The organism is Kribbella sp. NPDC055110, from assembly GCF_053607525.1.
Genome location: NZ_JBSGTS010000003.1, coordinates 177,901 through 204,845, shown reverse-complemented (window position 1 = coordinate 204,845; position 26,945 = coordinate 177,901). Strand labels below are relative to the sequence as shown.

The 26,945-nt window shown below is 69.0% G+C and carries 28 protein-coding genes; 18 read left to right on the top strand and 10 right to left on the bottom strand.

Annotated elements, in window-relative coordinates; translation table 11 throughout:
- Positions 1-750: 750 nt before the first annotated feature.
- Positions 751-999 carry a helix-turn-helix domain-containing protein gene (locus tag ACWF0M_RS06945; protein ID WP_452234678.1) on the bottom strand — a complete coding sequence of 83 codons (249 nt, stop codon included), beginning with the start codon at positions 997-999 and terminating at the stop codon, positions 751-753.
- A gap of 168 nt (positions 1,000-1,167) precedes the next feature.
- On the opposite strand from ACWF0M_RS06945, the gene ACWF0M_RS06940 reads away from it, so the two are divergent.
- From ACWF0M_RS06940 to ACWF0M_RS06920, 5 genes are all read left to right on the top strand, one after another.
- A complete protein-coding gene (locus ACWF0M_RS06940; protein ID WP_452234677.1) occupies positions 1,168-1,827 on the top strand; it encodes an SAF domain-containing protein in 660 nt (219 codons plus the stop codon).
- The gene (locus tag ACWF0M_RS06935; RefSeq protein ID WP_452234676.1) at positions 1,827-3,104 is read left to right on the top strand and encodes an AAA family ATPase; all 1,278 of its coding nucleotides are present in this window, start codon (positions 1,827-1,829) and stop codon (positions 3,102-3,104) included. Before ACWF0M_RS06940 ends, ACWF0M_RS06935 begins: the two co-directional genes overlap by 1 nt.
- A gap of 98 nt (positions 3,105-3,202) precedes the next feature.
- A complete protein-coding gene (locus tag ACWF0M_RS06930; protein ID WP_452234675.1) occupies positions 3,203-3,997 on the top strand; it encodes a DUF4097 family beta strand repeat-containing protein in 795 nt (264 codons plus the stop codon).
- Between the two features lie 83 nt (positions 3,998-4,080).
- Positions 4,081-4,737: an HAD family hydrolase gene (locus tag ACWF0M_RS06925; RefSeq protein WP_452234674.1), complete on the top strand. Its 657-nt coding sequence runs from the start codon at positions 4,081-4,083 to the stop codon at positions 4,735-4,737.
- On the top strand, positions 4,734-5,975 hold the full coding sequence (locus ACWF0M_RS06920) for a glycosyltransferase 87 family protein (RefSeq protein WP_452234673.1): 1,242 nt from the start codon (positions 4,734-4,736) through the stop codon (positions 5,973-5,975). The genes ACWF0M_RS06925 and ACWF0M_RS06920 overlap by 4 nt, the downstream gene beginning before the upstream one ends.
- On the opposite strand, the gene ACWF0M_RS06915 is transcribed toward ACWF0M_RS06920, so the two are convergent.
- Both ACWF0M_RS06915 and ACWF0M_RS06910 read right to left on the bottom strand, forming a co-directional pair.
- Complete coding sequence (locus ACWF0M_RS06915; RefSeq protein WP_452234672.1) at positions 5,936-7,255, bottom strand: hypothetical protein; 1,320 nt, start codon at positions 7,253-7,255, stop codon at positions 5,936-5,938. The genes ACWF0M_RS06920 and ACWF0M_RS06915 overlap by 40 nt on opposite strands.
- Positions 7,252-7,737 (bottom strand): cupredoxin domain-containing protein, encoded by a 486-nt coding sequence (locus ACWF0M_RS06910; RefSeq protein WP_452234671.1) that lies wholly within the window; start codon positions 7,735-7,737, stop codon positions 7,252-7,254. The genes ACWF0M_RS06915 and ACWF0M_RS06910 overlap by 4 nt, the downstream gene beginning before the upstream one ends.
- A 168-nt stretch (positions 7,738-7,905) precedes the next feature.
- Between ACWF0M_RS06910 and ACWF0M_RS06905 the strand changes: the two genes are divergently transcribed.
- The 6 genes from ACWF0M_RS06905 to ACWF0M_RS06880 all read left to right on the top strand — a co-directional run bounded on the left by ACWF0M_RS06905 (position 7,906) and on the right by ACWF0M_RS06880 (position 14,167).
- Positions 7,906-9,363 carry a WS/DGAT/MGAT family O-acyltransferase gene (locus tag ACWF0M_RS06905; RefSeq protein ID WP_452234670.1) on the top strand — a complete coding sequence of 486 codons (1,458 nt, stop codon included), beginning with the start codon at positions 7,906-7,908 and terminating at the stop codon, positions 9,361-9,363.
- Positions 9,360-9,884 (top strand): DUF6912 family protein, encoded by a 525-nt coding sequence (locus ACWF0M_RS06900; protein WP_452234669.1) that lies wholly within the window; start codon positions 9,360-9,362, stop codon positions 9,882-9,884. Before ACWF0M_RS06905 ends, ACWF0M_RS06900 begins: the two co-directional genes overlap by 4 nt.
- A gap of 13 nt (positions 9,885-9,897) precedes the next feature.
- A complete protein-coding gene (ku, locus tag ACWF0M_RS06895; protein ID WP_452234668.1) occupies positions 9,898-10,815 on the top strand; it encodes a non-homologous end joining protein Ku in 918 nt (305 codons plus the stop codon).
- On the top strand, positions 10,812-11,264 hold the full coding sequence (locus tag ACWF0M_RS06890; protein ID WP_452234667.1) for a VOC family protein: 453 nt from the start codon (positions 10,812-10,814) through the stop codon (positions 11,262-11,264). The genes ku and ACWF0M_RS06890 overlap by 4 nt, the downstream gene beginning before the upstream one ends.
- A 114-nt stretch (positions 11,265-11,378) precedes the next feature.
- Positions 11,379-13,007 (top strand): L-glutamate gamma-semialdehyde dehydrogenase, encoded by a 1,629-nt coding sequence (gene pruA / locus ACWF0M_RS06885; protein ID WP_452234666.1) that lies wholly within the window; start codon positions 11,379-11,381, stop codon positions 13,005-13,007.
- A 92-nt stretch (positions 13,008-13,099) separates the two neighbouring features.
- Positions 13,100-14,167: a hypothetical protein gene (locus ACWF0M_RS06880; RefSeq protein WP_452234665.1), complete on the top strand. Its 1,068-nt coding sequence runs from the start codon at positions 13,100-13,102 to the stop codon at positions 14,165-14,167.
- Between the two features lie 3 nt (positions 14,168-14,170).
- On the opposite strand, the gene ACWF0M_RS06875 is transcribed toward ACWF0M_RS06880, so the two are convergent.
- The gene (locus ACWF0M_RS06875; protein ID WP_452234664.1) at positions 14,171-14,803 is read right to left on the bottom strand and encodes a TetR/AcrR family transcriptional regulator; all 633 of its coding nucleotides are present in this window, start codon (positions 14,801-14,803) and stop codon (positions 14,171-14,173) included.
- A gap of 139 nt (positions 14,804-14,942) precedes the next feature.
- Here ACWF0M_RS06875 and ACWF0M_RS06870 point away from each other — a divergent pair, with 139 nt between their 5' ends.
- A complete protein-coding gene (locus tag ACWF0M_RS06870) occupies positions 14,943-15,902 on the top strand; it encodes an esterase/lipase family protein (protein WP_452234663.1) in 960 nt (319 codons plus the stop codon).
- A gap of 570 nt (positions 15,903-16,472) precedes the next feature.
- Entirely contained in the window at positions 16,473-17,069 is a 597-nt protein-coding gene (locus ACWF0M_RS06865) for a hypothetical protein (protein WP_452234662.1), read from the top strand.
- Positions 17,070-18,013: 944 nt separating this feature from the next.
- Here ACWF0M_RS06865 and ACWF0M_RS06860 read toward each other — a convergent pair.
- From ACWF0M_RS06860 to ACWF0M_RS06845, 4 genes are all read right to left on the bottom strand, one after another.
- Entirely contained in the window at positions 18,014-18,223 is a 210-nt protein-coding gene (locus ACWF0M_RS06860) for a hypothetical protein (protein WP_452234661.1), read from the bottom strand.
- A 207-nt stretch (positions 18,224-18,430) separates the two neighbouring features.
- Positions 18,431-18,922 (bottom strand): DUF2505 domain-containing protein, encoded by a 492-nt coding sequence (locus ACWF0M_RS06855; RefSeq protein WP_452234660.1) that lies wholly within the window; start codon positions 18,920-18,922, stop codon positions 18,431-18,433.
- A 39-nt stretch (positions 18,923-18,961) separates the two neighbouring features.
- Positions 18,962-20,419 (bottom strand): glycoside hydrolase family 76 protein, encoded by a 1,458-nt coding sequence (locus tag ACWF0M_RS06850; protein WP_452234659.1) that lies wholly within the window; start codon positions 20,417-20,419, stop codon positions 18,962-18,964.
- A gap of 98 nt (positions 20,420-20,517) precedes the next feature.
- Positions 20,518-21,033 (bottom strand): hypothetical protein, encoded by a 516-nt coding sequence (locus ACWF0M_RS06845; protein WP_452234658.1) that lies wholly within the window; start codon positions 21,031-21,033, stop codon positions 20,518-20,520.
- An 83-nt stretch (positions 21,034-21,116) separates the two neighbouring features.
- Here ACWF0M_RS06845 and ACWF0M_RS06840 point away from each other — a divergent pair, with 83 nt between their 5' ends.
- Positions 21,117-21,938, top strand: coding sequence for a tryptophan 2,3-dioxygenase (locus tag ACWF0M_RS06840; protein ID WP_452234657.1), 822 nt, complete (start codon positions 21,117-21,119; stop codon positions 21,936-21,938).
- 9 nt (positions 21,939-21,947) lie between these two features.
- Here ACWF0M_RS06840 and ACWF0M_RS06835 read toward each other — a convergent pair whose 3' ends face one another.
- Entirely contained in the window at positions 21,948-22,355 is a 408-nt protein-coding gene (locus ACWF0M_RS06835) for a winged helix-turn-helix transcriptional regulator (protein WP_452234656.1), read from the bottom strand.
- A gap of 100 nt (positions 22,356-22,455) precedes the next feature.
- Here ACWF0M_RS06835 and ACWF0M_RS06830 point away from each other — a divergent pair, with 100 nt between their 5' ends.
- The 4 genes from ACWF0M_RS06830 to ACWF0M_RS06815 all read left to right on the top strand — a co-directional run bounded on the left by ACWF0M_RS06830 (position 22,456) and on the right by ACWF0M_RS06815 (position 26,079).
- A complete protein-coding gene (locus ACWF0M_RS06830) occupies positions 22,456-23,295 on the top strand; it encodes an SDR family oxidoreductase (protein ID WP_452234655.1) in 840 nt (279 codons plus the stop codon).
- A gap of 77 nt (positions 23,296-23,372) precedes the next feature.
- Positions 23,373-24,029 (top strand): hypothetical protein, encoded by a 657-nt coding sequence (locus ACWF0M_RS06825; RefSeq protein ID WP_452234654.1) that lies wholly within the window; start codon positions 23,373-23,375, stop codon positions 24,027-24,029.
- A gap of 47 nt (positions 24,030-24,076) precedes the next feature.
- Positions 24,077-24,760: a response regulator transcription factor gene (locus tag ACWF0M_RS06820; RefSeq protein WP_452234653.1), complete on the top strand. Its 684-nt coding sequence runs from the start codon at positions 24,077-24,079 to the stop codon at positions 24,758-24,760.
- A 2-nt stretch (positions 24,761-24,762) separates the two neighbouring features.
- Positions 24,763-26,079: a sensor histidine kinase gene (locus ACWF0M_RS06815; protein ID WP_452234652.1), complete on the top strand. Its 1,317-nt coding sequence runs from the start codon at positions 24,763-24,765 to the stop codon at positions 26,077-26,079.
- On the opposite strand, the gene ACWF0M_RS06810 is transcribed toward ACWF0M_RS06815, so the two are convergent.
- Complete coding sequence (locus ACWF0M_RS06810) at positions 26,060-26,941, bottom strand: LysR family transcriptional regulator (RefSeq protein ID WP_452234651.1); 882 nt, start codon at positions 26,939-26,941, stop codon at positions 26,060-26,062. The genes ACWF0M_RS06815 and ACWF0M_RS06810 overlap by 20 nt on opposite strands.
- Positions 26,942-26,945: the final 4 nt, after the last annotated feature.

The following is a 26,945-nucleotide window of genomic DNA, read 5'->3' as shown; positions in this document are numbered from 1 at the left end:
TCGCGCGTCCCGCTCCGCGCCCCAGCCCGCCGGGGCAGTGCCCGCGTTGCGGGGTGTGGGAACAGGCAGTTGCTTGTGCTCAGCCACCTCGGCGTGTGCCTACACCCCGCTTCCTGTGCACAGGCCCTCGTTCCTGTGCACAGGCCCAGTTCCTGTGCGCCGCACCGGATGCCAGCTTGTCGGGGGGAGTGCGCGCGTTGCGTGGTGTGGGGACAGGTGGTTGCTTGTGCTCAGGCGCCCCGGCGTACAGGCAGGCCCGTTTCCCGCCGGCTCCGAGCGTCGGCCGGCTGGCGAGTGCATCCCTTGCGGGGTGTGGGAACAGGCAATTGCTTGTGCTCAGGCACCGCCGCGCGGGCGCAGATCCCGCTGCCTGTGCGCAGGCCCCAGTTTGTGAGCGCCGCTCCGGGGGCCAGTTTGTCGGGGGAGTGCGCGTTGCGGGGTGTGGAAACAGGCAATTGCTTGTGCTCAGGCACGACGGCGTACGCGCGGACCCGCTTCTCGCCGCCTCCGAGCGTCGGCCCGCTGGCGAGTGCACCCCTTCCGGGGTGTGGGGACAGGTAATTGCTTGTGCTCAGGCACCGCCGCGTGTGCGTCGGCCCCGCTTCCTGTGCGCAGACCCCAGCTCCTGTGTGCAGGCCCCAGTTCCTGTGTGCGGGTCCCAGTTCCGGTGCGCAGACACGACTTCGTGTGTGTGGACCCCACGTCCTGTGTGCAGCCTCCGGCGCCAGCTCGTCGGGGGCGGGTGGGGGGTTAGAGGTTGGCGTCTTCGGGGGTTTCTGCTTCTTCGCCGAAGGGGTGGGTGGTGATGAATTGTTTGGTTTCGGTGTAGAGGCGTTCGATGTACTTTTCCAGTTCGGTGGACTCGACTCGCCATTGGCCGCGGCCGCCGATCTTGACGGCGGGGATATCGCCGCGGCGGACCAGTGCGTAGACCTGGTTGGCGGAGATGTTCAGGACCTCGGCGACGTCGGCGAGTTGGAGGAAGCGGGGACCCGGCATCGTCGTGCTCCTTCGGATAGTGGCTGGTTCCTTCAGTTTGCCACGGTTGGCGAGTGGACGGCCGTGTTTGTCCCCAGGCCATGACAGCCTGTGGATGACCGTTCACCCTTCGAGCGGCAACCAGGCAGAATGTCCCGGGATCAGCGATCCACCGACTGGGGAGACGAAGTGGTCGAGACAGCAGTGCGAAGTGGCTTCGGGGCGCCGGCTGCTCCGGCCCAGCGCAGCCGGAAGGCGCGCTGGAAGGACGGCCGCCTGGTGCTCGGCGTGCTGCTGGTCGCCGTCACCGCGCTGGCCGGCGCGAAGCTGCTGTCGTCCGCCGACGACACGACCACGATCTGGGCGGCCAAGCACGAGCTCAAGGCGGGGACCCCGCTGACCAACGACGACCTGACCACGGTCCATGTCCGTTTCACCAGTGGTGACGACGCGGGGCGGTACCTGTCCGCCGACGCCGATCTGAAGGGTCTGGTCGTCGGCCGGACGGTCGGTCAGGGCGAGTTCGTGCCGAAGGACGCCGCCGTACCCAAGTCCGACCAGGACCGCACCGAGTTCCCGCTGTCGGTGGCGGCCGGGCGTCTGCCGTCGGACACCGCGCCCGGCGATGTGGTGGACGTGTGGGTGGTGCCGAAGGAGGAGGGTCAGCCCGCCCGGGCGCTGTGGAGCAGCGTTCGCGTGTTGCAGATCGACTCGGTGAAGGGTGTCTCAGGCGGTTCGGCGCGTAGACAGGTGACGATCGCGCTCGCCTCGGCTGATCTGCCCCGGATCCCGGCCGCCCTCACCGCGATCAGCACGGGCGAGCCGACCCTGGTCCGGAAGGACGGCTGATGTCGGTCCCAGTCCTGCTAGCCGTGACCGGGGCGCCGTGGGAGGCAGACGTCGTACGGCGGACCGAGGGCGCTCCAGGGATCCGGATCGTACGGCGCTGTGTCGACATCGCCGATGTGATGGCGGCGGCTGCGAGCGGTCAGGCCCGCGCGGTGCTGCTCGCCGACGCGCTGCCGCGGCTGTCGTCCGATGCGGTCGCCGCGCTCTATGCCCGCGGTATCGCCGTGCTCGCCCTGGTCGACCCGACCGAGACAGGTGCGCCGTTCGGCGCCGAGGACCGGCTGAGCCGGATGGGGATCGAGCGGATCCTGCCCGCCGACGTGAGCCCGGCGGACCTCGGCCGGGCGATCTCCGATGCGGTCGACGCCGGCCCGCCGATCACCAACTCGCACTTCGCGGGCGGTTTCGTGCCGCTCTCGCCGGAGAATGCCGGCAACCCGCAGCCGCCCGCGTTCCCGCAAGGCACCGGTCGGCTGGTGGCAGTCTGGGGACCGACCGGCGCGCCCGGGCGGACGACCGTCGCGGTCAACCTCGCCTGTGAACTTGCCGCGAAACGGGTCCCGACGCTGCTCGCGGACGTCGACGTGTACGGCGGGACCGTGGCGCAGATGCTCGGGATGCTCGACGAGACCTCCGGCCTGGCCGCCGCGGCGCGATCGGCGTCGAACGGATCGCTCGACATGGTGATGCTCGCCCGGCACGCGCGCGAGGTGAACCCGCATCTGCTGGTGCTGACCGGGCTCAGCCGGGCCGACCGGTGGACGGAGCTGCGGCCCGCGGCGGTCGAGGCGGTCTGGTCGACCGCGCGGACGCTGGCGCCGATGACGGTGGTCGACGCCGGGTTCTGTATCGAGACCGACGAGGAGATCTCGTTCGACTCGCTGGCGCCGCGGCGCAACGGGGCGACGGTGGTGACGCTCGAGGAGGCCGACGAGGTCGTCGTCGTGGGTACGGCGGATCCGGTCGGTCTGACCCGCCTGATCCGGGCGGTCCACGACCTGCGCGCCGTCGTACCGTCCGTCAACCCGCGTGTGGTGGTGAACCGGTTGCGGTCCGGGTCGCTCGGCGGGTCGCCGGGGGACGCGGCGTTGGATGCGCTGCGGCAGTACGCCGGGATCGACCACGCTGCCCTGCTGCCGTACGACCTGAGTGCGACGGACACCGCGGTCGCGCACGGGCGCAGCCTCGCCGAGGCCGCGAAGTCGAGCAAGCTCCGCAAGGCGTTCCAGCAGCTCGCCACGGCGATCGCCAACGACCTCCATTCGGTCCCCGCCTGACCCGGCACTCAGGGTCGAGTTGGGGGACATCCCCGCCGACAGCAGGGCCGTTGTGTGCCAGGGTTGGACGTACTTCGACCCGCACCTGAGGGAGCGTCATGTCCGATGTCCAAGGCCGGCCGCGGAGCTCGATGAGCGTCGAGCGGCGGTACGGGATCGCCATCTCGGTCGCCCTCATCCTCGGCGGCGCGTACTGGGCGCTCACCGGACTGACCGAGGGCACCAAGAACAGCCAGACCAGCTACCCGGTGCACGACAGTTCGCTGCTCGTGAAGGGCGGCTCCGCGACGATCGAGGTGCGGCCCGGCGACGGGACCGAGATCAAGGTCGACCGGCAGTCCTCGCGGAACATGTTCGGCTCGGATCCGAGCGAGAAGTACCACGAGAGCGAAGGCACGCTCGAGCTGAACAGCGGCGGCTGCGGATTCCTGTCGTTCGGGTGCAAAACGACGTACGTGCTGACGGTGCCGCGGGACCTGAAGCTCACGGTCGAGAGCAGCAGCGGAAACATGACGATCGCGGGGATCGAAGGCGCGACGGAGCTGAAGAGCAGCTCGGGCAACATCGAGGTGCACGACGTACGTGGGCCGCTGGACCTCAAGTCGAGCTCGGGTGATCTCGAGGCGGACGGGCTCACCGCGACCTCGGTGACGGCGCACAGCAGTTCCGGCAGTACGTCGCTGGACTTCGCCGTCGCCCCGCAGACGGTGGAGGCGAAGACGAGCTCGGGCGACGTCTCGATCCGGATCCCGTCCGGCACCGAGTCGTACAAGGTGGACACCGCGACGTCGTCCGGCGACGAGGCGGCGAACGTGAGCAACAATCCCAACGCGACCCGGACGATCACGGCGAAGACGTCCTCGGGTGACGTCTCCATCGAATACAACCACTGACTGGGGATGGGAGAGCGTGCACAGGGTGTGAGGGTGAGGGTCGGGAGGGTGAGGGCGGGGGCCTTCTGAGTAGGCTTGCGCGCATGGTTGAGGTGCGGGCGGTGCCGCGTGGTCTGCTGGTGGACTGGGGCGGCGTGCTCACCTCGGGTCTGGAGCCGGCGCTGCGGCGCTGGGCGGAAGTGGACGATTTCGACTTCGATTCCTACCTCGAAGCAGTCCTGAAATGGCTCCCTTCCGAGAGCGTGACCGCCGAGCTGAACCCGGTGCACGCGCTCGAACGCGGCCAGATCGCCGTCCCCGACTTCGAGCGCAAACTCGCCTCGATCCTGGTCCGCCGCGACGGTACGCCGGTTCCCGCGGAGGGACTGATCGAGCGGATGTTCGCGCACTTCGAGCACCAGCCCGCGATGGCCGCGCTGGTCCGCCGCGTGAACGAACGCGGGATCCGGACCGCGCTGCTGTCGAACTCCTGGGGCAACACCTATCCGCGGGACACGTGGGACGGGATGTTCGACGACATCGTCATCTCCGGCGAGGTGGGCCTGCGCAAACCCGAGCCGGAGATCTTCCAGCTCGCCGCGAGCCGGCTCGGCCTCGAGCCGGCCGAGTGCGTGTTCGTCGACGACCTGCAACTCAACGTCGACGGCGCCCGCGCGATCGGAATGACCGCGATTCTTCACACCGAGTACGACGAGACCCGGCGAGCGCTGGAAACCCTGTTCGGAGCCGACCTGACGTGACCGTGACCACTCCCGCAACCTCCTCCCCCACTCGGCCGGCTGGTCGTCGCGTCGTCATCGCGATCGCCGGATGCGCGGTCCTCGTGGCGCTCGGCGCCTGGATCGGCCACCTGTACGGCGGCATGATCGACCTGCGCGTCTACCGGATGGGCGGCTCGGTCCTGCTGCACGGCGATTCGCTGTACGACGCACACCTGGCGGGCTCGGGCCTGCCGTTCACGTACCCGCCGTTCGCGGCGATCGCGATGGTCCCGCTGGCCGCCGTACCGTGGGGTGTCGCGCTGGTCGCCTGGACGACCCTCTCGGTGCTGTGCATCACCGCATTGTGGCGGGCGAGCCTGACCAAGACGTTCTGGTCGTTCGTCACCCAGCGGAAGCGTACGGCGGTGCTGATCGCGCTGACCGTACTGTCGCTGCTGCTGGAGCCGGTCTGGCAGACGATCCAGTTCGGCCAGATCAACCTGTTGCTGACCGCAATGATCCTGCTGGACCTGATTCGGCCGAACGACACGCGTCTGCGCGGGTTCTGGCTCGGCGTGACGATCGGCGTCAAGCTCACCCCGCTGCCGTTCCTGGCGCTGCTGATGGTCACGAAGCAGTGGCGTGCGCTGCGCAACGCCGTACTCGGGCTGCTGGCGACGATGGCGATCGGGTTCGCGATCGTGCCGCACCAGTCGTGGCGGTACTGGACCGACGTGATCCTCGACGCCAACCGGGTCGGCGGGATCGCGTACACCGGCAACCAGTCGTTCAACGGTTTCCTGCACCGGATCGGTAACGAGGCGAGCTGGGTGCAGCCGACCTGGTTCGTGCTGTCGGCCGCGTTCGGGCTGGCGGTGCTGTGGCTGGCCCGCAAGTACTGGCTCGCGGACGAGCGCGTGACGGCGATTTCCGTGATGGCGCTCGCGGTCCTGTACGCGTCGCCGATCTCGTGGAGCCACCACTGGGTGTGGATCATCCCGCTCGGCGTCAGCCTGATCCGGGGCGTCAACCGCGTGTGGGGCCTCAACCCCGCGGCCGTCACCGGTGTGCTGTTCTACGGCCTGTTCGTACTGCGCTCGATCTGGTGGGTCCCGTTCCGCGACGACAGGGAACTCGACTGGACCTTCTGGCAGTCGATCCCCGGCAACTCACACCTGATCGTCGGCATGATCGCCTTCATCCTGCTCGTCGTCACCAGCCGCGGCCTACCGAAGGCTCAAGAGGAGAAGAGCAGTAGCAGGCCGCCGCAGGTGTAGCCGACCATGACGATCAGTAGGGGGAGCTGGCCGGCTAGGGCCTTTGCGCGGGGGAACAGGGCGACCGCGCGGTCGTGGGCCGAGATGACGCCGAGGAGGTGGCCGCAGACCACTGCGATGACCTGTATGAGCGCGATGGCCGCACTGTGGTTGGTGATGCCGGTGTTCACGGCGAGGAGTCCGGTGCCGAAGATGTTGGCGCCGTTGCTCAGCGGGTCGCTCAGGTAGATCAGCGTCCGCTGCCCTTCCAGGATGAACAGGGTCAGGTAGTGCGCGACGACGTACCCGAATGCGATCGGTACGACGGAGTGCGCGAACAGGCCCGGTAGCGAGGTCCGCGAACTGTCGGAGAGCCGGCCGGCGAGGACTGTCGCGCCGGAGTACGTGATCAGCACGAACAGGATGAAGACAATCAGCGCGCCGGTGCCGAGCCACGTCATCGAGATGTTCTGGTTCTGCGCCCAGCCGATCCAGGCGGACGAGTTCGAGAACCCGTCGTACGCCGTCGAGCCGAGCAGCGCCGCCACCATCCCCACGAGTCCGGGCTGCGCGCGAAGGCCGTCCAGGTTCTCGAGCGGCCGGCGGAGCACCAGCTGCCCGTCGGTACGGCGACCCCACGGCGACAGGCGCGACATCAGGGTCGCGTACACCTCGAACGGATCGCCCTGCGCGAACCAGCGGTCGCCGAACAGTACCGCGCCGAACAGCGTGATCACGACGTACAACGCGATCCACGCCTGCAGTACCGGGATCGTGGCCCGGTCCGGCGCGACCAGTTCCAGCCAGGTGAACGCGAAGATGCCCAGCGTGGCCGGCCACAGACCCACCCAGGCCGGAAGCTCGAGCAGACCCTTGGACGGCGGCTGGCGGAGCAGCTTCGACAGCAGCAGGTGCAGGGTGCGCAGTGGGTTCAGCGTCCGCCAGACCGGCCCGAACAGCAGTGAGATCGGCACCAGGCCGACCCAGACCAGGATGTAGATGAAGCCGAAGATCGGGTTCGTCAGCCGGTCGACGCCGAACACCAGCGACACCATCGCGTACAGGAAGGTCGCCAGCCCGAGCAGCCGGACGAGCCACCGGAACCAGCCGGCGTCGACGGTCCGGGTGATTGCGGTCGGCAACGGTACGCCGGACGCGTCGCCGCGGTACTTCGGACTACGCCAGGCGAGCCCGAGGACGACGAACGACAACGCGACCGCGACCGCGGCCCCACCGACCGCCAGCCCGAACGGAATCGGCAGGTCCTGACGACCGCCGATCCCGTGCAGCGGGAGCATCATGAGACAACGAGTTTGGCGACCAGCTTGCCGCTCTTGTGGGTCTCGACCTCGAAGGTGCCCTTCATGTTCGCGGTGAACTTGACCGAGACGGGCTTGCCCGGGGCGAGCTCCAGCTCCTTGTCGTACCCGTGGATGTGCAGCTCCTCGGCGACGTCGCTGACCGCCTTGACCAGCACGGTCTGACCGGCCTTCACCTTGATCGTCGCGCCGCTCGGGTTGACCTTGCCGTTGGCAACGGTGACGTCGACGGTGACATCGGCCTGCTCACCGGACGGGTCGGCGGTGTTCGACGGCGAGCTCGCGTTCGGCGAGCCAGGGGTCGGGGTGCTGGTGGGGAGGGTCGACGTCGGCGTACTGGCCGGGGCGCTCGGCGAAGGGGTGGTGCTGCCGCTGGCGTCGTTTCCGCCGCAGCCGGCCAGGACCAGCATGCCGAGGGCGGGCAGAAGAGCGGTGGCGGCACCGCGAGTGAGCGTCGAACGCATCGGTCCAGGAGCCTTTCAAGGGTCATGTGACATATCCAGGGGCGCGACGCACCCTCTTGCCTGACGAACACAGATAGCTCAGTGTTCCCGTACGGCCAGTGTCGCAGCCCACTGTCGGCAGGGGCAGCTAGGGTGAGATTCCGTCGAACTGAGAGGAAGGTGACCGCCGTGCCCGACCGGTTGACGTCGCTCGACCTCACCTTTCTCAAGGCCGAGTCGCCGGCCACCCCGATGCACGTCGGGACGGTCGACATCTTCGAGCCGCCGGTGCACGGTGACGAGGGCTTCGACTACGAGAGCCTGGTGGCGCTGATCCGGGACCGGATCACGTTCGTGCCGAAGTACCGGCAGCGGGTCCAGCAGGTGCCCGGCCGGTTCGCCGCGCCGGTGTGGGTGGACGACGAAGAGTTCGACATCACCTTTCATGTACGCCGCTCCGCCCTGCCGCGCCCCGGCACGCACGCGCAGCTGCTCGAGCTGGTCGCCCGGATCATGTCCCGGCGGCTCGACCGGGCCCGCCCGCTGTGGGAGATGTATCTCGTCGAGGGCCTGGAAGGTGACCGATTCGCGATCATCGCGAAGTCCCATCAAGCGCTTGTCGACGGCAACAGCACGGTCGACATCGGCCAGGTGGTGCTGGACGCGACGGCGCACCCGAAGGACACCCCGACGGACACCTGGCAGCCGGAGCACCCGCCGTCCGCGCTGGAGCTGCTCGCCGGGGTGTTCACCGACGCCACCAAGCATCCGAGCGCGGTCCTCGAGCTGGCCCGCGCCGAGATGGCCAGCCTGACCGGCTCGACGTCGGTCCGCGAGGTGCTCGGCGGCGTGGTCGGCTCGCTGGTCGCGCAGCGGCACGCGCAGGAGAGCTCACTGCATGTGAAGACATCGGGTCAGCGGCGATTCACCACCGTGCAGACCGATCTCGAGGACTACCGGACCATCCGCGCAGCGCACGGCGGCACGGTCAACGACGTGGTCCTCGCCGTGGTCGCGGGCGCGTTCCGGGCCTGGATGATGACCCGTGGCGAGGGCGTCGGGCCGACCCGGAGCGTGCGGGCCGTGGTCCCGGTCAGCATCCGCGACGACGAGGACGACGAGCCCACGTCGCTCGGCTCCCGGGTAATCGCCTCGAGCGTGAACCTGCCGGTCGGCGAGAACTCCCCGGTCATGCGGCTGCACCAGATCTCGTACCAGACCAAGGTGCACAAGGACACCGGTCGCGCAGTCAGCGCCCGCTCGCTGGTTGGGATCGCCGGGTTCGCCCCGACCACGCTGCACGCGCTCGCCGCCCGGGTCGCGACCACCACGGTCCGCCCGATCGACGACGTCGTGATCACCAACGTGCCGGGTCCGCAGTTCCCGCTGTACGCGCAGGGTGCCCCGATGCTCGCGTCGTACCCGGTGGTGCCGTTGATGCCCGGTCAGGGCCTGTCCGTCGGCGTCACGTCGTACGACGGGAAGGTGTACTACGGTCTGAACGCGGACCGCACGGCCATGCCGGACCTCGCTGTTTTCGCCCAATGCGTGACCGATGCGCTGGACGAGTTGCTGGACACCACCAGGGGCAGCCGGAACCGGGCTTCCCGGGGCCGGAGGAAACAGACCAAGAAGGCGGGCTCATGAGGGTCTACGTCCCATCCACGCTCCACTTGCTGAGCGCGGCGTGCAACGCCGGCGAGATCGGCCCGGCGCCGCTGACGGCGTACGGCGTGACACCGGCACTGCGCGAGTGGTACGTCGAAGGCGACGACGAGGAGCTGGAGTACGTCGCGATGGCGCAGGCGGCCCGCGCCTCGGTAGGACTGCTGGCCGCCGATCCGGGCACCTCTCGGAGACGGGTGGTGATCGCGGCCGAAGTCAGCGCCGTACCGCCGGCGGACGGTTCTGTGGAGCTCGGTGACGCCCGGCTGGAGCTGCACGTGGTGATTCCGTGGCGGTCGGTGGTGTCCGTGCATCTGGACGCGGCGCAGGCGACCACGGTGATCGGCAAGGCCGCGGACCTCTGGGACGCAGCGCAGAGCGGTGACGACAACGCTGTGTTCGCCCTCGATTCGTGCGAGGGTGAAGACCTGATGTGGTACGCGACACAGGAGATCCCCGATCTGCTCGCGGCGGAGGGGCCGCGCGGCGGACAGCGCACTTAGGGAGCTGATGGCGATGCAGGCGATCTGGAAGGGGGCCATCTCGTTCGGGATGGTGACGATCCCGATCAAGGTGTTCTCCGCGACCGAGGAGAAGGACATCTCGTTCCGTCAGGTGCACGTCGCCGACGGGGGCCGGATCAAGTACAAGCGGATCTGCTCGATCGACGGCGAAGAGGTGCCGTACTCCGATATCGGCAAGGGCTACGAGATGCCGGACGGCCGGATGGTGGTGCTGGACTCGGACGACTTCGCCGACCTGCCGCTGTCCAGCAAGAAGGTCATCGACGTGCTGGAGTTCGTGCCGGCCGACCAGGTCGACCCGCTGTACCTGGGGAAGTCCTACTACCTGGCGGCCGACGGCGGACCTGGTGCCAAGCCGTACGTGCTGCTCCGGGACGCGCTCGAGGGTTCCGAGCTGTATGCGCTGGTCAAGGTCGCGCTGCGGTCCCGGGAGAGCCTGGGGTTGTTGCGGACGGTCGACGACGTCCTGGTGCTGCAGGTGATGCTGTGGCCGGACGAGATCCGGGACAAGGCGTTCGCGGCGCCGCCGGAGGACGTGGAGATCCGGTCCCAGGAGAAGGCGATGGCGTCGTCGTACATCGACACGCTGCGCGGTGAGTTCGACCCGGACCAGTACCACGACGAGTACCGGCAGGCGCTGGAGAAGGTCGTCCAGGCGAAGGCCGAGGGCGTGCCGCTGCCGGAGTCCGAGGAAGAGGAGACCGACGGCGCCGAGGTCGTCGACCTGGTCGCCGCGCTGCGTGCCTCGGTCGAGGCCGCGAAGGCGCGTCGCGCGGGCGGTGGGTCCGGCGAGGCCGCGAAGACACCCGCCAAGAAGGCCGCGGCGAAGGCTCCGGCCAAGAAGGCGGCCGCCGCCAAGAAGGCGCCGGCGAAGAAGGCAGCCAAGAAGGCTACGAAGAAGTCCGCATGAGTGAGCAGACGGAAATCCCGAAGGACATCTCGGAGGTCCCGGACGATCCGAGCGCCGTGGTGGTGAAGCCCGGGGCGTTCCTGCTCGAGCTGATCCCGGTGCCGGTGTCCGACATCGACCGGGCGAAGCAGTTCTACGCCGACCAGTGCGGTTTCCATGCTGATGTCGACGTGACGCCGACGGACGGTGTGCGCATCGTCCAGCTCACGCCTCCGGGCTCGTACTGCTCGATCGCCCTGCTCCAGGGCTTGCCGAACGCCGAGATGCAGCCGGGTTCCTTGCGCTCGCTGCACCTCGTCGTGAAGGACATCGAGGCGGCCCGCGCGGAGCTGATCGGCCGCGGTGTCGAGGTCAGCGAGACCGAGGACCTCGGCGGGGTCTTCTACGCCTGGTTCGAGGACCCCGACGGCAACACCTGGGCCCTCCAGCACATGCCCTGGAGGAGATAAACAGCCGCGTTCGTGGTTGACGGTGCTGGCGTGGCACCATGCTGGTGTCACGCCAGGCCATCCGCACCCGGCGTGCCCAAGTACGGTCCACCACACTCGAGGAGCTGCACAGCCATGGATGCCGTCACCGCCGTCCCGACGCCTGCCAACGAGCCCGTCAAGGGGTATGCGCCCGGTTCGTCCGAGCGCGCGAGCCTGGAGGCGAAGCTCAAGGAGTTCACCGCGGCGGGTGCGATCGACCTCACCTGCACGATCGGCGGCGAGCAGAAGCTGGGTGGCGGCGCGCCGATCCAGGTGGTGCAGCCGCACAAGCACGCGCAGGTGCTCGGCACGCTCGGCAACGCGACCGAGGCGGACGGTAAGGCCGCCGTCGACGCGGCCCTGGCGGCTGCCCCGTCCTGGCGCTCGCTGTCCTTCGACGACCGCGCCGCGATCTTCCTGAAGGCCGCCGACCTGCTGGCCGGCCCGTGGCGCGACACCCTGAACGCGGCCACCATGCTCGGTCAGTCCAAGACCGTGCAGCAGGCCGAGATCGACGCCGCCTGCGAGCTGATCGACTTCCTGCGGTTCAACGTGGCGTTCGCGCGGCAGATCGTCAGCGACCAGCCGATTTCTTCCCCGGGCGTGTGGAACCGGGTCGACTACCGGCCGCTCGAGGGCTTCGTGTACGCGATCACGCCGTTCAACTTCACCGCGATCGCCGGCAACCTGCCGACCGCGCCGGCGCTGATGGGCAACACCGTCGTCTGGAAGCCGTCGCCGACGCAGCAGTTCGCGGCGCACTGGACGATGCGGCTGTTCGAGGCCGCGGGCCTTCCGGCCGGCGTCATCAACCTGGTCACCGGTGACGGCATGGACGTCAGCAAGGCGGCGCTGACCCACGCGGATCTGGCCGGTATCCACTTCACCGGCTCCACGAAGACGTTCCAGTCCCTGTGGGGCGCGGTCGGCACGAACATCGCGTCGTACAAGACCTATCCGCGGCTGGTCGGGGAGACCGGCGGCAAGGACTTCATCCTGGCGCACCCGTCCGCTGACCCGGCGGTGGTGAAGACCGCGATGGTGCGTGGCGCGTTCGAGTACCAGGGGCAGAAGTGCTCGGCGGCTTCCCGGGCGTACGTCGCGCGCTCGGTGTGGGACCGGATCCGGGACGACATCGTCGCCGAGACCGACGCGATCACGATGGGCGATGTCACCGACCTGTCGAACTTCATCGGCGCGGTGATCGACGACCGCGCGTTCGCCAAGCACAAGGCCGCGCTGGATCGGGCTCGGGCCACGGATTCGATCGAGGTCGTTGCCGGTGGCACCTACGACGACAGCGAGGGGTACTTCGTCCGCCCGACCCTGCTGGTCTCCGACGACCCGACCGACGAGATCTTCACGACCGAGTACTTCGGCCCGATCCTCGGCGTGCACGTGTACGACGACGCGGACTACGCGAGCGTGATGCAGGGCATGGAGCACTCCGCGCCGTACGGGCTGACCGGTGCGGTCATCGCGCAGGACCGGCCCGCGGTCGCGGAGGCGGCGGAGTACCTGCGGTTCGCGGCCGGGAACTTCTACGTCAATGACAAGCCGACCGGTGCGGTCGTCGGGCAGCAGCCGTTCGGCGGCGCGCGGGCGTCCGGCACCAACGACAAGGCCGGCTCGATGTGGAACCTGATCCGCTGGGCCTCCCCGCGCTCGATGAAAGAAACCTTCGCCCCGCCGACCGACTACCGCTACCCGCACCAGGGCTGAGAAAAGAGCAGTCTGCATCAGGGTTGATCGGGGATTACCCGGGAATCGGCGGCCGGCGGGAGCACTCCCGCTGGACCCGTCGTTGCTCGGGTATGCATGCGACTGATCTGCACCTCGAACCGAACGAAGCCTCCGACCTGTGCCGCGTCTTCACGCCTGACGTGCTGGCGCGGCACGGCTGGGACCGGGCGTTCGTCACCGTCCTGGACGAGACCGCGGCGGAGGACGCGCTCGCGCTGCTCGTACACGCCGCCGGAACGGCACTCGACGAGGGCTGGTCGGCCCGGCGGATCCACGCCGACGCCGGCCTGAGCGCGGGCAAGACCGAGGACGCCGAGGCATGCGCCGCCCGGGACGGGTACGTGTACTTGCTCGGCTCGCAGTTCGGGAAGAAAGCAGGCCCGTTGTCGGCGAAGCGGTCCTGGATCGCCCGGGTCCCGGAGCAGTCGATCGCTTCTCCTGGAACGCCTGGTGACGGGCCGGTCTCGATGGAGATTGTGCGGTTCCGGTTCGGGCTGCATCGGGCGGTCAACGATGCGCTCGCGGACATCGACCTGCTCCCTGTCGGCGCGCTCGGACGGCAGGCGTACGTCGAGGCGACAATCGCCCGTGGACAGTCTCGGTCGAAGAGCTGGGACGGGATGGTCCGCCCGACCGACCACCCGATCAACGTCGAGGCGGCCGAGTTCCGTGCCAACGGCAACCTTTTGCTCGGGCTGCGGTACCCGGTGACCGCCGACGGACATCCGGTCCTGGTCGAACTCGAGAACGTCGACGAGCTGTTCGACGACGCCAACGCCGTACCGCGCTGTGGAAACGTCTGGATCCTCGGCGATGTCGGCGGCGTCGAGGCGCCGGCGGGACTGCGGGCCCTCGATACGCGCGGCGGTGATGTGTTCGACGCTGTTGTCGGGGACCTCGACGCGTCGGGGAAGTCGGCCACGGTACTCGCGGACCACCCGGAAGGTGCTCTCGCCGACTCCGAGCATGTCCGCTTCGAACTACCGCCCGAGTCCGGCGGGGTTGTTGGGAGCAAGGTGGTTCATCACTTCGGTGACGTACGCCGGGTCGAGGGTGTCGCGGTCGACGACGAGGGCCACGCGCATTACGTCATCGACGAGGAAGGGCATGTCGCCCTTCGTACGCTCGTCTTCGAGTGAGGGTCAGGTCGCGAGGCCCCGCCGTACCGTGATGTAGAAGGTGGTCAGGTCGTCGATCAGCGCCTCGACCTGCGGCGGAGCGGTGAGGTCCGCGTCCAGCAGCCAGTCCGAGACCAGGTCGAACATGCCGCCGATCAGCCCGATCGCCACGCTGTGCCGTGCCGTGCGCTGCTCCTCGGGCTGCGGTCCGTCGTACCGGTCCCAGAGCTGGACGAGGAAGCCGGCCGCCCACCGCCGGTTGGCGCGGCGCTGCCGTTCGACCGACTCCGAGATGCCGGACGCCATGCCGAAGGTGACCTTGGTGATCCGCGGGTCGTCGACCAACGCGTGTACGAAGATCGCGAGCAGCCGCGGCGCCTCCTGGCGCTCGTTCCCGGTCGCCTTCCCGGCGGCGTCTTCCATCCGCTCCTCGAGGCGTTCGGAGGTCCGCCGGAGCAGCGCCAGATAGCACTCCTCGCGGCTGGTGAACAGCTCGTAGAAACTCTTGGTCCCGATGTACGCCGTACTGCAGATCTGCTCGATCGACGTACCGAGGTACCCGTTGTCGGCGAACAGCTTGAGCGCCGCGTCCAGCAACTGCTCGCGTCGTTCGGCCCGGCGTTGCCCGGCGTCCAGTCCCCGTATCGTGCGACTCATGCGCTGGACACTACCCCGAGTGGCAGATCCGTAACCCACAGGTCTTGTTTTGAATACGAGCTCTTGTTTGTAACCGGCGAACGTGCTCAACTACCCGTGATCTACTGATCACTCATCGATACTGTCACGGGGAGTTGTCATGCGCTACCGCCTCCGCCGAACCGCCGCGAGCCTGTTCGCCGCCGTCCTCCTTACCGGAGCCGTCACCTCCGGAGCTGCGACCGCCTCCGGCGCCGCGACTGCTTCTGATGCTGCCTCGGGTGCTGCGGCTGCTGCTTCCGGTACTGCGGCCGCTTCTGGTGCTGTGACGACGGCCGGTGCTGCGGCGTCGTCGGGTTTTGACGATTGGGCGTGCAAACCGTCGGCCGCGCATCCGAACCCGCTCGTCCTGCTGCACGGCCTCGGCGGCAACGGCCCCGGCAACTACTCGTACCTCGGCCCGTTCCTGGCCGCGAAGGGCTACTGCGCCTTCACCCTCACCTACGGCCAAGCGACCCCGGCGATCCCGGTCGGTGGCACCGTCTCGATCACGAAGTCGTCCGCGGAGATCGCGTCCTTCGTCCAGCGCGTCCGCCAGGCAACCGGCGCGGCGAAGGTCGACATCGTCGGGCACTCCGAGGGCGCTTTCCAGTCGATCTACGGCCCGAAGGTCCTCGGGTACGCCGCTCAGGTGGGCAAGGTGATCGCACTGGCCCCGCCGACACACGGCACGACGTTCGGCGGACTGGTCAGCGTGGGCGACTACCTCGGCCTGGGCCCGCTCGTCGACCAGGTACTGCGCCAGTTCGGCTGCCCCGCCTGTGACGAACTCATCGTCGGCGGATCGGCCGTCACCAAACTGACCGCTGGGCCGATCGCGCAACCCGGAGTGAAGTACACGGTGATCGTGTCCCGCTTCGACGCCCTGGTCACGCCGCACGAAACATCCTTCATCCGCGAGCCGGGCGTAACCAACGAGTACGTCCAAGACACCTGCCCCCTGGACCCCGTCGGCCACGTAGGCCTCGCCTTCGACCCAACCGTCGCCCAACTAGTAGCCAACGCCCTCGACCCCACCCACAAAACCCAGGTGGTTTGCGCCTTCGGCCCACCCCTCTAACCCCAGCCGGCGCTTATTAGAAGGCGGCAAGCGCACCCACCTACCTATCCTCGCCAACATGCCCCCCGACAACCCCCACAAGTCACCACCGCTCAAAACCAACCACTCATCCGCAGACCAGGCACTCCGGAACGCCAACCACCGCAACGCGGACCAGGTCGTGCGGAACGGCGACCACCGCAACGCGGAGCAGGTCGTGCGGGCCGGCGACGTCCGCAACGCGGAGCAGGTCGTGCGGGCCGGCGACCCCCGGAACGCGGAGCAGGTCGTGCGAGACGGCGACGACCGCAACGCGGAGCAGGTCCTGCGCGACGGCGACCCCCGCAACGCGGAGCAGGTCCTGCGGAACGCCAACCTCCGCAACGCGGAGCAGGTCGTGCGGGCCGGCGACCCCCGGAACGCGGAGCAGGTCGTGCGGGCCGGCGACGACCGGGACACCGAGCAGGTACTCCGGGGCGGTGGCAATCGTGATGTGGAGCAGGTACTGCGGGACGGGGACTATCGGGATGTGGGGCTAGTGCCCGGGGACGGGGACTATCGGGATGTGGAGCGGGTGTTGCGGGACGCTGGGTGGACGTCTTGTGGGGCGGGGGATTGGGCGATTGCGTTGCGGGCCCCGGACGGTCGTACGCTGCGCGGATCAGTCCGTTCGATCCGACAGCGCCGTACACGGTCGCGCTGTATCGGGAGGCGGCGCACACCCGCCAGGTACCGCGGCTGTACGCGCACCGCCGGCTGGTGGGCGGCGGCGACCTGCAGATCATGGAGTGGCTCGAGCCGGTTGACGCGAACGAGGCGGCCGCGTTCCACCGGGCGCTGGCGGCGCGCGAGCCGGAGGTTGCCGAACTCGCAGACGTTGTATGGCGGGTGCACGAGCGGGGGCGCCGGGAGTTCCCCTGGTTCGCGCCGAAGCTGGACGACAACCCGGACAACATCATGCGCAACACGGACGGCCGCCTGGTCGCCGCAGACCTCTTCGGCGCCGACGGCCCGAGGCTCTACGCAGCAGTCGTCGACGACCCAACTCTCGTAGCCACAACCATCCCCGAACCCGAACGCCGCTTCATGACCGACATCCCACTAACCAACACCGGTCCCTGGCCCCCCGAAGTACGCGAATCCATGCGCCAAGCTCTCACAGCCGCCGACACCACAAACCGCGCCTAGCCCCACGCCGGGCAAGCCAGGTGCAGACACGTACCGAGAGCTGGATGTGGGAACACCCGGCGGGGGCGTGAAACAGGCAATAGCTTGTGCGCGGTCCCCGGGGCTTATGCACACATCCGGAGAGTGCTGCCGGATGCCGGGTAACACACGCCGTGAACTGGATGCGGGGACAGGCCGGGAACCGCGTGTGAGGAACCTGGCCAGGCAGGCGCCGCGAGCGGGGCGTGGGAAACCGGGGTAGGCGGGGCGGGAACTGGGCGTTTGGAAGCGGGTCAACACACGCCGGGAAGTGGGCGTAGGAACCCCTGCCGGGGGCGTGAGACAGGTAATAGCTTGTGCTCCGGCCCCGAGGCTTGTTTACACACCCGCAGCGTGCCGCTGGAAGGCGGCGGACGCACGCCGTGAAGTGGGTGTGGGGAGCCCGGGCGGGGGCGTGAGACAGGTAATAGCTTGTGCTTCGTCCCCGGGGCTTGTTCACACATCCGGGGTGTGCCGCCGGGAGCCGGGGTGGCACGCGCCGTGAAGTGGAGGCGGGGACGCGCGGGGAAGCGCGCGCGGGGAACCGGGGTAGGTGGGCGCCGCGAGCTGGGCGTGGGAAAGCGGGGTAGGTAGGCGCTGCGAGCTGGGTGTGGGAAAGCGGGGTAGGTAGGCGCTGCGAGCTGGGTGTGGGAAACCGCGGTAGGCGGGGCGGGAACTGGGCGTTGGGAAGCGGGTCAACACACGCGCCGGGAGCTGGGTGTGGGGAGCCCGGGTGGGGGCGTGAGACAGGTATAGCTTGTGGTCCGGCCCCGGGGCTTGTTCGCACACCTGCAGCGTGCCGCTGGAAGGCGGCGGACGCGCGCCGTGAAGTGGGGGGTGGGGAGCCCGGGTGGGGGCGTTGGACAGGTAATAGCTTGTGGTTTGGGGGTGCGGATTGTTCACCGGGTCGGAGCGTGGCGCTGGGGTTAGGCGGATTGGTGGAGTTGCTGGGTGGGTGGGTCTACTAGGAGGGCGGAGCCGCATTTGATGCAGATCCACTCGTCGGGCTCGTCTACCAGGTAGTCCGAGGGTTCGATGCGTTCGAATGGCATGACGGTGGCGCAGAACGCGCAGTACTGGGCTGCGTCGGTTGTCGACGGGGTCCGGTCGCGCTTCTTTCGCAGGGTACTTCGCATCAACGGGTCACCTCCGGTGCAACGCTTCTTCTCAGGTTGCCACCGGAGGTGACCCGCTCAGCGCAACGACACGGTCCCGATCACGGACCATCGCCGCCCGACCGTGAGTCGAGCACGCCGAGCACGCCGAGCACGCCGAGCCCGAGCCGAGCCCGAGCCGAGCATGAGCCGAGCGCGGTCGACAACGGGCCAATTGTGGGGCGGGGGTTATTTGCCGGACCAGTCGTGGCCTAGGTCGTGTTCTTTTTGGAGGCCGGAGCGGATGGCGTCTACTACGAAGGGCTCGAGTTTCTTGCCGATCAGGGGTACGGCGACCTTGACGTCGAGGTTGATGGCCTGGACGGTCTGAGCTCCGTCCTGGGCGATTCGGGCGGTGCCCTTCAGGGTGACGGGGGTGTTGGTGATCTCGCCGGACACTTCCGCGGTGCGCGAACCGTCGGCGCCGGCGGCGTGCCAGGTTTCGGTCTGGACGACGGTCAGGGTGTCGCCGACGAACTTGCGGGCCATGTCGGGGATGTCGGTGGACTCCATCTTCCGGGAGACCCGGACGACGGTGTCGGTACCTGACGTGCTGACCTTGACGTCGTACGACAGTGCCTTCGTCTTCTCGCATGCCTGCTCGCGGAAGGCGGTGTCCGTCACGATCGCGAACACTTCCTCGGGGGTGGCGTCGTACGACGCCGACATCTTCAGCTCCATGCCCGTCATCATGGCATTACCCGGCCCTCAGGCCACGTCTCACACCGTGTTGAGCAGGTCGAGGGCGGATTGCTGGCGGGCTGCGTCGAGTTTGTCGACCGGCCCGTACCAGTGCAGGCCGTACTGGTCCATCGGTGTCCGGTCGGCCGCGAAGGCGCGGTCGGCCTGGCGTTGCAGGTAGGTCGTGTACGGGTGGTCGGACAGCGCCGCGTTCAGTTTGCCGAGGCCGCGGATGTGCGCGCCCTTGAATGACGGGCCGTCGCCGCCGCAGTCGCCGTTCTCGCACGGCTCGCGCAGGATGCCGTCGGCGGTGTGCAGCGACGACGCGGTGGTCGATGCGTCGGCGAGCCGGCGTGCGGAGGTCAGGTACGTCGAGTTGTTCGTTGCCTTGGACAACTCGGTGAGGGCGCCGATCAGCACGCCCTGGTTGTACGTCCACGCGGTGTCGCCGTTGTTCTTGCACGTGGACAGGTCGATGCCGTCGTTCACCAGGTTCGAGCCGTTGATCATCCCGGTCTGCTGGAACCACGTCCACCCGGCCTGCGCACGCTGCAGGTGCGTCGTGTCGCCGGCGATCCGGCTGTGCAGCTGCGCGTTCAGCTGGATGTACAGCGAGTTCGAGATCGCGTTCTTGTACGTCTTCGCCTCGCTCCACCAGACGCCACCGCCGCAGGTGTTGTCCCAGTACGCCGCCATGTGATCGGCGTCCGCGCGCGCCGTCTGCAGGTACCGGGCCTCGCCGGTGAGGTCGTACGCCGCAACCCATGCGAGCCCCCACCACCCGGTGTCGTCGATGTAGTCGTTGCGGAACTGGCCCTCGAACTTGTTCAGGTTCAGGTCGTACGTCTTGCCGATCGCGTACTTGTAGCTGGGCATCCCGCTGACCCGCGCGTTGTCGATCAGCGCGTTCAGCGCGTTGGCCGAGTTCCACCAGCCGGTGGTGTCGAACAGTCCGCTGGACAGGTTGTAGTCCTGCATCAGCGCGGTCGCGGCCGCCGTACGACGGTCCCAGGCGTTCCACGTCGTACGAGCCCACGCCGTACAGGCTATGTCGGCGCGGTCGCCGGCCTTGCCGCACGCGCGGAGTGCTCCGACGCCGAGGTTGTTCCAGTCGTCGACGTTGTACATCTGCGTACGCCAGCCGCGTTGGCCGCTCGGGATCGCGGTGTTGCCGAGGCGGCTGCCGCCGGACCAGGTGCGGCCGCCGTCCATCGAACGGTCCAGCCAGACCTCGTCGCCGGGGTTGCCGTTCTCGATCGAGGCCCAGCCCATCGCGTCGTCGTCGTCGAAGTGCAGGGTGATCGTGCGGCCGAAGAGCGTGCTGGACACCGGCGCCCGGTCGTTGGGCGCGAGGGCGGGGTCGCGGGCGTCGCAGTACTTGTTGCAGATCGTTGCCTGGGTGGACATGTTCACCGATGGGGTCTCAGCCGGCGCGGGTGGTGGCGCGCCGAGGGGAGCGATCAGCAGGGACAGGCTGGAAACGATTCCAACGTACATCACGGATCTCCCTGGGGCGGTAGGAAGAATGCGGTGCCACCGAAGGTAGGTGGGTGACGACACTACGTCAAGATGCGGGCCTGCAGATCCGGGCTGGGTCAGAACGTGAGGAGCGCGGCGAGGATGGCGGTGGTGACGACGAGGACGGTGGCGATCGCGAACCGGCGGCCGCGGGCGCGGCGGCGGCCGGTCGCGGAGCGGTCGGGGCGGGTCGTGCAGGGCTCGAAGCCGAGGGCGTCGGCCGGGGCGAGGACGCTGCCGAGGCGCGCGCGCAACGTTCGGTGCTCCGCCTGCCGGGTCGCTTCCTCGACGACCCGGCGGCGCATGAACTCCCGGAGCCGGGTCGCCGGAATCCTGACGTCCACCGGCGCGGTGAGGCTCGACGGGAGCACGAGTTCGGTTGGCGGCGCGAGCCCTGGCGGGAGCGCCCGCTGGACCACCGCGTGCGCTGCCGCCACCCGCCTCGCCCGGCTGATCGCAGGCGGGAGGATCAGATAAGCGAGGTGGACGAGCGACCGGTAGTCGTCGAGCAGCAACGCCTCGACCAGCGGCTCTTCACGCGTCGGCCCCTGGACCGGACCCGGAACGATCGGTGTGTCGACCGTGGCGGACATGGAACTCCTCGAACTCGGCGTACCGAAGATCCAACGAACGAATCGCTGACCGGTCACGAAGGTGGTCGGTTAGTCTCCGTGTCATGAGCACTGGTGACGGGGTTGCGGGGCAGTGGGGCGGGGTCGACGTACATTTCGGTGAGGAGGGCGGCCGGCTCACGTACGGCAGCTACCTACGGCTGGCCGAGCTGCTCGACCAGCAGCGCCTCGAGTCCGACCCGCCGGCGCACGACGAGCTCCTGTTCATCACGATCCACCAGGTGTACGAGCTGTGGTTCAAGCAGGTCCTGCACGAGCTGACCGCGTCCCGCGACGCGATGCTGGCCGGTGAGCACTGGCTGGCCGAGCACCTGCTGCGGCGGGTGCACACGATCGAGCGCGTGCTGACGCAGCAGGTGGACATCCTCGAGACGATGACACCGCAGGACTTCGGTGAGTTCCGGCACCGGTTGTCGCCGGCGTCCGGGTTCCAGTCCGTGCAGTTCCGCGAGATCGAGTTCCTGTCCGGCGCGAAGGATCCGTCGTTCGTACGCCGTTTCCGCGGGCTGACCTCGGTCGAGCAGGATCGCTTGCGGCGCCGGCTGGAGGAGCCGACGCTCTGGGACGCGTACCTCGACGTACTGCGGAAGGCCGGGTTCGACACCGATTCCGAGGACTCCATCCGCGACGCCCTGCGCAAGATTGCCGGCGACCGCTCGCACTACGCCGCCGTCTGGGAACTCGCCGAGGCTCTCGTCCAGCACGACGAACTGGCCGCGGCGTGGCGCGCGCGGCACGTGGTCATGGTCGAGCGCATGATCGGCACCAAGCCGGGCACCGGCGGCTCGTCCGGCGCCAGCTACCTCCGCAGCCGTCTCGACCTCCGCTACTACCCGCTCCTGTGGAACCTCCGCTCGAACCTGTGACCGGATCCGTCAGCGCGGCAGCGGGCCGGAGTACGCGGCCCGTGCCTCTTCGACGGCCGGAAGGTGCTCCTGCGACCAGGTGCTGAGCGAGGCGAAGACCGGGGCGAGACTCTCGCCGAGTTCGCTGATGCTGTACTCGACCCGGGGCGGCACCTCGGGGTGATACGTCCGTACGACGAGTCCGTCACGCTCCATCTGCCGCAGCCTCTGGGTCAGCACCTTGGGCGTGATGCCGAGCCGGCGTTCGAGCTCGATGAAACGCTGGCGGCCGTTCTCGTGCAGGGTCCACAGAATCGGGGTCGTCCAGCGGCTGAACACCAGGTCGACCACCGGCGAAATGGGGCACGGGCGGACGTCGGTCGATGCGGTGGCGGTGCTGGTCGTGGTGCTGGTCGTGGTGCTGGTCGTGGTAGTCAAACGGATCTCCCGGGTACGTCGCTTTCCATGAGGAACCCACTATCTCCATGACAGTAGCGTGCGTCGGGTCAGTCGGAAACAACGACCCGGAGGTATCCCCATGATCGTCGTGACAGGTGCGACCGGAAACATCGGCCGCCCGCTCGTCCGCAACCTGCTCGCCGCCGGTGAGACGGTCACCGCAGTCTCGCGAGGCACCTCGGCGCCGCTGCCGCCCGCCGCCGGCCTGGCTGCGGTCCGCGCCGATCTCGCCGACCCGGACTCGCTCGTCCCGGCGTTCGAGGGCGCCGATTCCCTGTTCGTCCTGGTGCACGGCGCGGGCGCCGGCCTCGACCCGGAGGCGATTGCCGGTGTCGCCAAGACGTCGGGAGTCCGCCACATCGTGCTGCTGTCCTCGGTGGCGGCCGGGACGCGGCCGGACCTCGACGCGTACGACGGGTTCCGCGCGCTCGAGGCTGCTGTCACCGGTTCGGGCCTGCAGTGGACGATCCTGCGTCCCGGCGGCTTCCACACGAACGCGCTCGCCTGGACGCAGTCGGTCCGAGAGCTTCGGACGGTGTTCGCGCCGTACGCCGACATCGCGCTTCCGACCGCCGACCCGGCGGACCTCGCCGGAGCCGCGACCGCGGCGCTCCTGGATGGTCGGCACGCCGGCAAGACCTACGAACTGGCCGGCCCGGTCAGCACACCGCGCGAGCGCGCGGCATCCCTCGGTGCGGCGCTCGGTGAGCCCATCGCCTTTGTCGAGGTCTCTCCGGAGGAGGCCCGGCAGCAAATGGTGCAGTGGATGCCGGCGGATGTCGCGGACGCCACGCTCGCGGTCTTCGGTTCTCCGACCCCCGCAGAGACGGCTGTCGGTCCCGACCTCACCGATCTGTTGCAGCGTCCGGCCGTCGACTTCACGGCCTGGGCCCGAACGAACGCCGAAGCCTTCCGCTGATCGCCGCGCGGGGGTCGTTGGCGCAGTGACGCGGTTCCCGGCAGGCTGGTCCCACGGCCAACGAAAGGGCAGCTGTGGTGAAGCTCTATGCCGATGTCGGGGCGCGGCGATTCGGTCAGGTGGTTGGGGATTTGATGCTGGTGGCCTGGGTCTGGCTGTGTGTCGAGCTGGGGCTGCTGGTTTACCGGGCGACCGATGCGCTGGGGGCGCCGGGGCGGAAGGCGGCGGAGGCCGGGGACGGGCTCGCGGGGGATCTGCGGCGGATGTCCGAGCCGATCGGGAAGGTGCCGGCGGTGGGGGATGAACTACGGTCCCCGATCGACAGTGCGGCCGGGGCGGCGGGGAAGTTGGCGCAGGCGGGGCGGGATCAGGCACATGCGGTGGAGCAGTTGGCGTACGTGCTCGCGGGCGTGACGATCGGGTTGCCGGTGCTGTTCGCCGTACTGATCTGGGTGCCGCGGCGGATCCGGTTCGCGCGGCGGGCCACGGCGGCGCGGCGGTTCATCGACAACGCGGCGGATCTGGACCTGTTCGCGCTGCGGGCGATGGCGAACCAGCCGATGCACAAACTCGCGAAGATCTCCGACGACCCGGTCGCCGCCTGGCGTGCCGGCGACCGCGAGGTCGTCACCGCCTTGGCCACCCTCGAACTCCGCACCACCGGGCTCAAGCCACCTCGCCTTTCCGGTGAGAAACAGTCACCTGGTGACGAAAAAGTTCCGGAGAACGCTTAACGCCCGCTTGAGGCTCGCTTGCGGGGGCGGCGGTTACGCTCGGGTACATGGCGCGGGTGTTGCTGGTCGAGGACGATGATGCGATTCGGTTGTCGTTGGGGAAGTCCCTGACGGCGGCCGGGCATGTGGTCTCGGCGGTCGCGGCTGGCGCGGACGGGGTCGCCGCGGTCGCGCGGGAGCGGCCGGAGGTGTTGCTGCTCGATCTCGGGCTGCCGGATCTGGACGGGCGGGACGTGCTCGCGATGGTGCGGGCGGTCAGCGACGTACCGGTGATCGTGGCGACGGCGCGCGACGACGACGCGAGCGTCGTACGGCTGCTGGATGCGGGCGCGGACGACTACGTGATCAAGCCGTTCAGCGCGGCGCAGATGGATGCGCGGATTCGCGCCGTACTGCGGCGGCTCGGGCAGGACCAGCAGGAGGATTCGACTGTCGAGGTCGGCGGGTTGCGGATCGATCCGCGGAGCCGGGAGGTGACCGTCGACGGTAGGCCGGTCGACCTGACCCGCAAGGAGTTCGACCTGCTGCTGGCGTTGTCGCGTCGCCCCGGAGCCGTGGTGACGAAGCGGGAACTGCTCGCGGAGGTCTGGGGGCTGCCGTGGGGCGGTGGTGACCGGACTGTCGACGTACACCTGTCGTGGTTGCGTCGGAAGCTCGGCGAGACGGCGGCCGCGCCGCGGTTCCTGCACAGTGTTCGCGGCGTCGGGATCAAGCTCGCGGTGGACGGCTGAGCATGCGCCGTCGGATCCTGCTGCTGTCGGTGGGCATGACCACGTTGGTCGTGCTCGCGTTCGCCGTACCGCTGGTGCTTCTGTTGCGCAGTACGACGGCCAACGAGTCCAAGGACAAGGCGCGCTACCTGGCGGAGAGCGTCGCGTACTACGTCGGCGACCAGGGCCATACGAGCGACGACATCACGGCGTACCTGAACGGCCTGACGGCCCACGCGGGCCGGATCTCGGTGCGGATGCCGAACGGTACGACGCTGGGCGACCCGCCGCCTGGTGGGGTGCCGACGCCGACGAACCTGCCGGCCGGGTACGGCGACGACGACCACGACGACAAGGGCCCGCCGAAGATCGGTGACGCGGACTACCGCGATGTCGGCGGCGGTCTCGCGGTGGACGTCAGCGTCGGTACGCCGGACGGCGCGGCCACCGTCTGCCTCTACCTGACCAGCGACGAGTTGTACGCCGGTGTGGTGCCGCGGATCCTGATTCTCGTCGGCGCGAGCCTGGTCGTCCTACTGCTCAGCATCCTCGGCGCCGAGCTGGTGTCCCGGCGCCTCGCGCGCCCGTTGGAGGAAACGGCGAGTACGGCGGAACGCCTGGCTCTCGGCGATATGGACGCCCGCGCGCCGACGACCGGACCGGCCGAGGTCGCGAAGGTCGGCTCCGCACTGAACGGGCTCGCGGACCGGATCGACGAGGTGATCGCGGTCGAACGCGAGGCGGTCGCGGACCTGTCGCACCGCCTGCGTACGCCGTTGACCGCGCTGCGCCTGCAGGTCGAGGCGCTGCCGGACCGGGAGAGTGCCGAGGAGCTGAACACCCAGGTCAACACTCTCGAACGGACACTGACCGCGGTGATCAGCGCCGCCCGTCGACCGCAGCGCGAGGGTCGCGTTCCGCACTCGGACGCGGTCGAGGTGACGCGTCAACGGGCCGCGTTCTGGGAGCCGCTGTTCGAGGACCAGGGCCGGGAGCTCGCGCTGGACCTGCCGAACGCGCCGGCGGCAGTGCGTTCCTCCGGCGAGGACCTAGGCGCCGCGCTCGACGCACTTGTGGAGAACGTCGTCGCACACACCCCCGACGGAACGCCCGCGCGGATCACGCTGACCCGCGCGGACGGCGCCGTACGGATAGTTGTCGCCGACAACGGTCCCGGCATCCCCCTGGGCGCCGGCGAACGCGGCCGCAGCGACCGAGGCTCCACCGGCCTGGGCCTGGACATAGCCCGCCGCTGCGCCGAAGCCGCCGGCGGCTCCCTGACCCTCCACCGCAACGAGGTCGTCCTCACTCTCCGAGCTTCTACTGAACCAACCCTTTGAGGACGGATAGTGCGCGTTCGAGGTGGGGAGCCTCGTCGGTTGTTCGGGTGGCGGCTGCTAGTTCGATGGTTGGGGATCCGGTGAGTGGGCGGTAGGTGACGCCTGGGATGAGGAGTTCGGCGACGGGGGCGGGGACGATTGCGATGCCTAGCCCGGCCGCGACGAACGTCACCAGCGTTGACGTTTCGGCTACCTCGTGACGGACGCGCGGCTCGAACCCGGCCTCGCGGCAGCGTGCGAGGACGGTGTCGTGCATCACCGAACGACCGCCACCCGCATGGATCACGAAGTCCTCGTCGGCCAGTTCCTTCAGCCGCACCCGGCGTCGGCCGGCCAGGCGATGCCCATCGGGTACGGCGACGATCAGCGGATCTGCTCGCAGTACGTCGACCCGCAGTGACTCGTCATCGACCGGTGGCCGCAGCAGCCCGAGATCGATCCGCCCGTCCGCGAGCGCCTGCGCCTGGTCGGGCGCGAGCATCTCGCCCTGTACGGCGACCTCGACATCGGGAAGCTCCTCGCGCAACGTCCGGACCAGCTGTGGCAGCAGGCTGTACGTCGCGGAGCCGACGCACCCGATCACCAACCGCCCCTGCAACCCGGCCGCGACCCGCTGCGCCTCACCCGCCGCGGACGAGACCGCCGCGATGATCTGCCGCGCCCGAACCAGGTAGGACTCACCCGCGGGCGTGAGCTCCACGCGTCGCGTCGTACGGCGGAGCAGTTGCAGGCCCAGCTCGCTCTCGAGTTGGCGGATCTGCTGCGACAACGGCGGCTGCGCCATGTGCAGGCGGGCGGCGGCGCGGCCGAAGTGCCGTTCCTCGGCGACGGCGACGAAGTACCGCAGGTGACGGAGCTCCACGCGA